General features: G+C 44.4%; 5 protein-coding genes and 1 tRNA gene. 3 read left to right on the top strand and 3 right to left on the bottom strand.

What is annotated here, in order from left to right:
• The coding region (locus F6K52_RS29280; protein ID WP_293087022.1) for an MBL fold metallo-hydrolase at positions 1-1,697 on the top strand (1,697 nt) is incomplete at its 5' end.
• A 58-nt stretch (positions 1,698-1,755) separates the two neighbouring features.
• Here the strand turns inward: F6K52_RS29280 and F6K52_RS29275 are convergent.
• Together F6K52_RS29275 and F6K52_RS29270 are read right to left on the bottom strand one after the other, a co-directional pair.
• Positions 1,756-1,826, bottom strand: a tRNA-Cys gene (locus F6K52_RS29275).
• 154 nt (positions 1,827-1,980) lie between these two features.
• Positions 1,981-2,823 (bottom strand): pentapeptide repeat-containing protein, encoded by an 843-nt coding sequence (locus F6K52_RS29270; protein WP_293087019.1) that lies wholly within the window; start codon positions 2,821-2,823, stop codon positions 1,981-1,983.
• A 309-nt stretch (positions 2,824-3,132) separates the two neighbouring features.
• Here F6K52_RS29270 and F6K52_RS29265 point away from each other — a divergent pair, with 309 nt between their 5' ends.
• Positions 3,133-4,710 carry a dynamin family protein gene (locus tag F6K52_RS29265; RefSeq protein ID WP_293087016.1) on the top strand — a complete coding sequence of 526 codons (1,578 nt, stop codon included), beginning with the start codon at positions 3,133-3,135 and terminating at the stop codon, positions 4,708-4,710.
• A gap of 21 nt (positions 4,711-4,731) precedes the next feature.
• Complete coding sequence (gene pabB, locus F6K52_RS29260; RefSeq protein WP_293087013.1) at positions 4,732-6,204, top strand: aminodeoxychorismate synthase component I; 1,473 nt, start codon at positions 4,732-4,734, stop codon at positions 6,202-6,204.
• 120 nt (positions 6,205-6,324) lie between these two features.
• Here the strand turns inward: pabB and F6K52_RS29255 are convergent, their stop codons facing one another.
• Positions 6,325-6,651, bottom strand: coding sequence for a DUF3082 domain-containing protein (locus tag F6K52_RS29255; protein ID WP_293087010.1), 327 nt, complete (start codon positions 6,649-6,651; stop codon positions 6,325-6,327).
• Between the last annotated feature and the right edge of the window lie 312 nt (positions 6,652-6,963).

Raw genomic sequence — 6,963 nt, 5'->3', positions numbered from 1 at the left:
AAGTAGTCTTAGACTGTGGCACTCGACCCAAAGGCTACGACCCTTTGCCCGCCTTGGACTATCTGGATAATCCTCACCTGCTCCTGATCTCCCATAGCCATCAAGACCATCTTGGTGCTGTCCCGGTTTTTCACAGCCGCTACCCTGGTGCGCGGATGATTTCCACCCATGGCACCAGAGAAATTGCCCATGTCATGCTCAGGGATGGACTGAAGATACAGCAACTGAATGAAGACTCTCCAGAGTTATTTGATGAGGCCGATTTAGAACAAACCTTGTTTCAATTGGAAACTCAACCCGTAGGCAAAGACTTTGAGGCATTACCGGGACTAATGGTAAGGTTCATCAATGCCGGGCATATCTTGGGTGCGGCTTGTATCTATCTGCGCTATAAGGATATGTCTTTACTCTACACCGGAGACTTCCACACTACCAATAGTCGTACCACTAACGGCTTGAATTTAGCTGAGCTTCCTGAAGCGGACATTTTAATTACTGAGTCTACCTATGGTTCCTCTGTCCACCCCGCTAGAAGAAATCAAGAAACTGCATTGATGGAATCCATTGCTGAAGTAGTGCAAGCTGGGGGCAATGTCTTGATTCCCTCTTTTGCCTTGGGTAGAGCTCAGGAAATCTTGTTAGCGATCCGCACCTCCAAGCTATTTAATAAATTAACAGTTCCCATCTTTGTGGATGGATTGGTCAGAGCAGTCACAGAGGTATTTCGAGAAAACCTGGACTTATTGCCTATTCCAGTTCAGAACTTAGTTAAGATTAATGGCCAGGAACCATTCTTTGATAAAACCAGTACACCCCCGATTATTTCTATCGAACACCCTCGGGAACGTCCGATTGCGATCGCAAAACCCAGTGTAATTGTGGCCAGTTCCGGTATGCTCACCGGTGGACCTTCAGTCTATTATGCCTCAGCACTGCTAGAGCAAGAGAATGCTGCCATCTTTATTTCTGGCTACACTGATGAAGAATCCCCTGGCCGCCTCTTGCAAAGTCTCAAAACTGGGGACACTGTTGAACTAGATCGGAAATCAATTACTGTCAAAGCTCAAATCAAACGGTTTAACCTCTCTGCCCATACCGATAAGGTTGGACTCGGACAAGTAATCAACAAGGTAAAGCCCAAGCACCTAGTCTTAATTCATGGAGAATTAGAATCCTTACACCAAGTAGCCCGGTCTGGAGACAATCAGTCCTTATGCTATATCCATATTCCTGCTGTGGGGGATAAAATTGAATTAGGAGTAGCACCGGAACAGCTTTCCCGAAAGCAGATTGCTAAGATTCAGCAACCCCAAGAGTTTGACGTGATGGTAGAGAGCTTTGGTACCGATGCTTGGTTGCGAGTTCCCGAAGAGGTGGTGGAAAAAGACCCTCGATGGCAGACCTTGAGTATCAGCGGCATTATCAAAGCGCGATGGGATGGTGTGAATCTCAAGCTTGCTCCCATGCAACCGGAAATGATACTTCAGGAAGAAGAGATTGAAGCAGGGCTTAAGAGTGGAAAGGATTGCTGTGCCGTGTGTCAGTTTTTCAGTGGTAGATTTTGTCAGTCTCCTGATAGTCCTTTGTTTGAGCGGAGGGTTGATCCCTTGGCAATCTGTGATCAATTTCAATCTCAAGTCCAGGATTTGTCAACTCTTGACACTGACCTTCTGTGGTCAGAGGAAGTTGATTACTAGCAGGAGCCCTCTCCTACTCCATATCTCCGAGATTTTCCCGAGCTTATCGATTTTAAAAAGGCGGCACCCAGATTCGAACTGGGGATAAAGGCTTTGCAGGCCCCTGCCTTACCACTTGGCTATGCCGCCACTAGTTCTTTATTATATCATACTATATCAGTTTTGAATTCTAATGATATCTCTGAATTACCCATGTTAAAAATTTTTCCGCGTCCACTGCGTCCCCTTTGTCCGGTGTTGACCTAGTCAAGGAAGACGCAAAGAACGCTGATAAGTAGGTTTTTTATTGGTTAATTGTACCGTTGGGCATAGTTGCCTGATTGAGATTAGTGTTATCGAAATTAGCACCATTGGTCATAGCATCCCTGAGATCAGACCTTTCTAAGTCTGCCCTGGCCAGATCGGTACCATTGAGATTGGCACCACTCAAGTTAGATCCTTTTAAATCTGTATTACTTAAATTGGCACCAGTCAGGTTAGCACCGCTTAAATCCGCATTGGCTAAATCTGCTCCAGCAAAATCGGCACCGGTGAGATTGGCATTGCTGAAGTTAGCCTGACTTAAATCAGCACGGCTGAAGTTAGCACCAGTCAGGTTAGCATCAGTCAAATCTACTCCTGACAAGTCCACATTCGTACAATCTGCCCCACTGAGGTTAGCACCCCTGAGGTCTTTCTCGATCAGGGGTGTACACTTGTTAATATGCCCTGACCCTATATTATCCGCAAACGCTGTGGGTTCCTCTTGAGACACACTTACCTGTATTGGCTCCGCTTGTGCAACTGCTCCAGTTTCTAATCGCTCAGGTTCTGCCACTGGTCTAGTTTCTACAAAACTGGCTAACCATCCTATACCCGCAAGAGCAAGTAAGACTGTACCCATACCAATCAACATCAGACCAGATCCATTACTATGATGTTTGGCGACTACGGATTTAGAATGCGTTCGCTTTTTAATCTCAGCAAGGGCTTTTTCCATAAATTCTGGGGGAATTTGTGCCTCTTTACCTGCTTCAATTAACTCCTTTACAGAATAGCTTTGGTTGTGCTGAGCATAGAGTTGAGCCGCTAGGGCGAATGCTTGGTGGGCTTGGTCTTCAGGGATACGGTCTTTTGGGAGTTTCATAATTATTAGGAAGCTTAGGAAACCAGTGAGAGCTGAGATAGTATAAGAGTCAGGCTGTCAAGCCTTTCAGTTTCTAATCTAGCAAGCCAGACTTTCAAGTGTTAATGGTTGCTTAATCGAGCTTGGTGACCTCACGGCTAAACTGATCACGGAAGTGAGGGTAATCTATCCCGCCAGTCAAGAAACTGACCTTAAGGTGACACGAAGGCTATGGTTAACTAGCGTAGGCTTTGGATTTATGCTTATTTATCTTGCGAATACTTGCTAATATAATTAGATCTGTTCGCTCATTTCGCTCATAGTAACGTGGTGACCCTTCCTGTTCAACAAGAGCATCTGTTTAACCGCAGCCTCAACACCATCAAAGGTGTAAAACTACTGTTTGTCGAAGCAGAGCTGCTTTTCGATGTCTCTTGCCCTGATCTTGATGCCCTCAAGCAGCAACTGGAAAATCCTTTCTCGATCTTTGTTTGTGGAGAATTTAATGCCGGAAAATCCAGTGTGCTGAATCGCTTGAGTAATGACGAGCTAGCTGCTGTGGGCATACTTCCGACCACAAACTCGATTCAACCCTATTACCCAGATGGGTTTGATGGCATTGTCTTTATTGATAGCCCAGGAACAAACTCGATCATTGAACGTCACCAAGCACTGACAGAGGATTATCTACAGCATGCTGATATCATCCTGTTTGTCACTTCAGTGGAACGACCTCTGACTAAATCAGAGCTGGACTTTCTTTCCTTAGTGAGTAAGATCTGGGTACGTAAGGTAATCGTTATTATAAATAAAGTCGATCTGATCACCCCACAAGAGAGTGAACAGATTATCTCACACGTCAAAGATGGACTTCGTGATGTCTTTACAGAAGTACCACCTTTATTTACAGTATCAACACGCACTGGTAAAGACATCGACACCCTACGAGACTTCTTACTAGAGTTTCTGGTAGAAGCTGAAAAAATACGGCTAAAACTTCAGGGTCCTCAGAATTCTCTATTAGTTTACCTAGAGCAGTTAGACAAAAATAACTATCAGGCACGGCAAAAAGTTATTGCCGAAAAAACGATTTTTGACCGCTCCCTGTTGCGAATCAATGAGCGCATTGAGCAATATGACCTGATTTTTGGTGTCTTTAGAGAAAAAATTCGTGACCTGTTTACCAATCTAATTCAACAACTATATAAGCTAATCCAGGATAATTTCGCCTTCATTAACCTATTGAAAAAGCGTATTATTAGGGAAGACGATCTCCTGGAAGAAAAAGTAGCTAGGGCGATCAAGGAGGTAAAACTTGAGCAACAGATGGAGGATATTGTTAAGGAAGCAGCATCAACCCTCATCAAATATCGAGAACAAATTATTCGCGAAGCTAGGGAAGATTTACAAGTAGCAGCCAGCCTCTCAGAAGACTCATTTCAGGTTCCCGAACTTAATAGTGGTAAAATTGATACCACTGCTATCTCTGACAATCTTAAGGTAGCCTCAGAAAAGGGAATCAACAACTTTTTGACCTTGGGAACTGCTGCCGCAGCAACAGGAATTGGGGGGCATGTAGTAGCCACCGCTGCACTATTTGATCTGTCAGCTTTTGTACTTGCTCTGATGTTGACCATGTTTAGCTTCAATGCGGTTCCTAAGCAGCGTGAAAAGGCAACCCAACAGCTTGATGACACCTTGCGTGAGTTGCAGAATAACTATACCGATAAGCTAAAACAAGGTTTGCAGCAAGAATTGGTAAATAGCCTCAAGCAGTTCACTGACTCTCTGAAGCCAAGACTGGGTGAAATTGAGCATAAACTCGCTGCAAGTCAATCATTGGAGGATAATCTAAAGAGTCTGCGGCAGGAGATTAACGATATTCTAAAGGAGGTAGAGCAGCTATAGATATCAGGGCTGTTTCATCGAATGATTTTTAATATTCATAGTCGCAAGCTCACGGTATACCCTGATTCGGAACGAGTGTTTGTTCATCTATTTGGCTCACAACCGACAGCATTCTGGCTAGACAGCTCTCGCGTAGAACCTGGTCTATCTCGTTTTTCTTTTATGGGAGATGGTACAGGACCAAACAGCCTGCTAGTGCAATACTCGATTACTGACCAAAAACTTACCATTAACTGCTCGGGAAAAACAACACATCGGAGAGAAAGTATCTTCTCCTATCTACACAGAGAAATTGAGCGTCGATACAACTGTTTAGAAGGACTTCCCTTTGACTTTAACTGTGGTTTTGTTGGCTACTTTGGTTACGAACTAAAGGCAGAATGTGGAGGAAATATCGTCCATCAATCGCCATTTCCAGATGCGATGTTTCTATTAGCCGACCGAATTATTGCTTTTGACCATCAAGAGCAAGTAACCTATCTGTTGTGTCTGACTAAAAACGGGGAAAAGAGCCACGCCAATGCCTGGTTTGATGGTATCTATCAACAGCTTTGTAATCTACCTCCTCTGCCTCCCATTGAGTTAGACTATACTCATCGAAAAGTTAGCTTTCGATTGAGTCGTTCCTACCAGAGATATCTGGAGGATATTCAAGAAAGTCTGGATCAAATTAAAGCTGGAGAAAGCTACGAAATTTGCTTGACTAACAAAATTTATGCCAATATCGAACTTGACCCCTTGGCATTTTACCGAAGGTTGCGCGAACTCAATCCTGCACCCTACTCTGCCTTCCTAAAATTTGGCGAACTAGCTGTGGCTTGTTCATCCCCAGAACGATTCCTTAAAATTGACCCCTCAGGTTGGGTGGAATCTAAACCCATCAAAGGAACTGCCGCACGAGGCCAAACAGAAGAAGAAGATCGACTGCTGTCCGAGGCGTTACGCACTCAGGAAAAAAACCGTTGTGAAAACATAATGATTGTAGACTTACTTCGGAACGATTTGGGCAGGGTTTGCGAAATTGGCAGTGTCCATGTCCCTAAGTTAATGGATGTGGAAACCTATGCCACAGTTCATCAACTGGTGAGTACAATTCGGGGTCGTTTGCGTCCAGATGTAGGGGTGGATGACTGTATCCGTGCCACATTTCCTGGAGGATCCATGACTGGCGCTCCTAAGATCTCAACCATGGAGATTATTGATCGATTGGAACTCCAGGCCAGGGGAATCTATTCCGGAGCAATCGGGTTTCTTGCACTCAACGGTGCTGCAGACCTTAACATTGTGATCCGAACTGCTGAGATTACTCCCAATCAGGTATCGATTGGTATCGGTGGGGCTCTGATTGCCTTATCGAATCCCCAGCTGGAATTTGAAGAAACCCTACTGAAGGCTGAAGCCCTAGTGCGTGCGATTGTCTACACGGTTTGTGGAGAGTTTTCCCCAGAGTTGTTTGATATTGATGGTTTACAAACTGAGATGGTTAATTGTTGATATAGCAGTTCTCAATGGGTGAAGTACCTCGTCCAGGATTAATAGGAGTAGGGAGTAGGGAGTAGTGAGTCGGGAGTCGGGGTAAGAAAATTAAATGTACTGTTATTAACCTCCCGACCCTCACTTGGGCGGTAGAGTGCCGAACTTAGTTCGGTAGAGTTGTTGAATTGCCAAAGCTACCAAACCAAGGGTAGTAATACCAAAGATAAAGGTGGCTAGGGTACTGACTCCTACTACCAGCGTCCGAACTGCGATCGCAATTTTGAGGGCTGTCTGAGAGTTAGAGGTGAGGGGTTTATTAGCAAAGGTTGTAGCAATCGAGACAGTTAGAAAATAAATAGCGCTCGTCAATCCTCCAGAAATCAATGCTCCCGTAAGGCAGCGCCAGGGCGAAGGTAGCGCTTGAGTACTCTTAGGGGTTTCCGTGTCTTGGTTAGATGTTGTCATTAGTCAAAGCGTGATTAGTCTTAAGCAGGGTTTTAACTATTATCCAGTAGCTTGTTATGTCTGCTAAGTTTTGGCTCTACTAGTTGAACTTTCCGGAGGCTGACCCACAGGGGATTATAACCTGACACATCTCAACCAGTTATCGATACCAGGATCAATAACAAAGCTACCAGATATAATATTACCTTTGTATTTAATGACTTAGTTTGGCGATGGAAAAATAACTGCTTCCAAGCTTTGTAGAGCTTCTTTGAAGTCTTTATTAACAATAGTCACATCAAATTCATCAGCAGCTTCAATTTCGGCTTTGGA

It is taken from the genome of Moorena sp. SIO3H5 (assembly GCF_010692395.1).
Classification (GTDB): Bacteria; Cyanobacteriota; Cyanobacteriia; order Cyanobacteriales; family Coleofasciculaceae; genus Moorena.
Note: the sequence above shows the minus strand (reverse complement) of the source record. Positions and strands in the feature narration are given on the sequence as shown.

What these genes read in the sequence shown, in the direction of transcription:
- F6K52_RS29255 (WP_293087010.1), bottom strand. Translation starts at nt 6,651, where the DNA reads ATGACAACATCTAACCAAGACACGGAAACCCCTAAGAGTACTCAAGCG.
- F6K52_RS29270 (WP_293087019.1), bottom strand. Translation starts at nt 2,823, where the DNA reads ATGAAACTCCCAAAAGACCGTATCCCTGAAGACCAAGCCCACCAAGCA.
- pabB (WP_293087013.1), top strand. Translation starts at nt 4,732, where the DNA reads ATGATTTTTAATATTCATAGTCGCAAGCTCACGGTATACCCTGATTCG.